Source organism: Streptomyces megasporus, assembly GCF_000718985.1.
GTDB classification, from domain to species: Bacteria; Actinomycetota; Actinomycetes; order Streptomycetales; family Streptomycetaceae; genus Streptomyces; species Streptomyces megasporus.
On sequence record NZ_JODL01000075.1, the window covers coordinates 1 to 1,341 of the forward strand.

Consider the following 1,341-nt stretch of genomic DNA (forward strand, 5'->3'; position numbering starts at 1 on the left):
GTGCACCGCCTACTCCGCCGACACCTCGTGGGCGTTCGCCAAGAGCCACCTTGGCATGGACGACCCCATCGAGCGCGCGGCGATGTTCGCCGCGGCCGAGGTCGCGCTGCTGGCCTGCACCGTCATGGCCCGCGCCAACGTGAAGGCCGGCACCGCCGACCGGCTCGGCTCCCCCGGCCTGCCCGGCACCCTCGTGTGGGTCATCACCGGCGTCCAGATCGTTCCCTGCTACGCCGAGTCCGGCGTCATCGGCGGCACCGTCCGCGCCGTCATCGGCCCCGTCCTGGCCGGGCTGATGTGGCACCAGGTCATGGGACTGGAAGTTCGGATCGCCCGCCCCCGCGCCCTGTCCTCCGGTCTGCTGCACCAGATCGGCCGGGAGCTGCACGAGCGCACCCTGTCCTACCTCGGCCTGGCCCAGCGCGGCCGGGACGCCGTCCAGACCAGCCGCGACCGGGCCACCGCCCGCGCCGTCCGCCTCGCCTCCCGCCGCTTGCTCGGCCCCTGGGAACGGTCCCGCCTGGCCGCCGCCGTCGCCCGCGCCGCCGTCGGCGTCGACGCGGGGCAGCGGCAGCAGCTCCTGCTGCCGGCCGCTCGCCGCGGTGCCAACGCCCTGCGCACCATCGACGTGCCGTCCCCGTGGGAGACCGCCTCCGCGCCTGCGGCGAGGTGCCGCCGGCCGCTGTACATCACCAGCAGCCCGAGATCGGTGAGCGGATCGCCGAGCGTGGACATCTCCCAGTCGAGGACGGCGGCGATCCAGTGCCTCGGAAACGCCCAGGGGCTCCGGGCGGGGCGCCGTCAGGACGCGGGCCCGGCGGTGGGCCACCACCAGGAGAACCGGCCACGCGAGCACCACCGGCGCGACGTACGCCGGCGACACCCCCGTCCCGTGCACCGCCTGCCGGAGCGCCAGCACCACGACCACCGCGAGGGCCAGCGCCGTGCGCCGCCACGCCAGCCGGGTGCGCTCGGGCTGCGCGGCCGGGTCCCGCGCGGACCCGGCGCCCGTCCCGTCTCCCCGCTCCCGGCTCACCGGCCCAGACCGCCCAGCACCACGCCGGCCACCACCACCAGCGCGGCCAACGCCGTGCCCACGGCCAGCGCCACGGGGAAGCGCGACAGGGGCAGGTCCTCACCGCGCCGCATCGCGCGTTCGGTCCGCAGCCAGTGGTTCACCGACCGGACCGCGCACAGCGCACCGGCCGCCAGCAGCACCACGGCGATCGTCGTCCGTTCCCCCGGGCGTATCCCGGTCAGGAACTGGTTCACCGCGAGCCCGCCGCCGACCAGCGCCAGGGCGGTGCGAATCCAGGCCAGGAACGTCCGCTCGTTGGCCAG

Annotated in this window: 1 protein-coding gene and 2 pseudogenes; all 3 read right to left on the reverse strand. The window is 76.3% G+C overall.

Going from position 1 to position 1,341, the window contains the following annotated elements; translation table 11 throughout:
- Positions 1-603 precede the first annotated feature (603 nt).
- Positions 604-759, reverse strand: a pseudogene (locus IF47_RS32230) (phosphotransferase); the annotation flags it as partial.
- A gap of 109 nt (positions 760-868) precedes the next feature.
- Positions 869-1,036 (reverse strand): annotated as a pseudogene (locus IF47_RS29955) (DUF202 domain-containing protein); the annotation flags it as partial.
- Positions 1,033-1,341, reverse strand: a 309-nt coding sequence (locus IF47_RS29960) for a YidH family protein (protein WP_078592155.1), incomplete at its 5' end; no start/stop codon positions are given. The gene IF47_RS29960 and the pseudogene IF47_RS29955, both read right to left, overlap by 4 nt.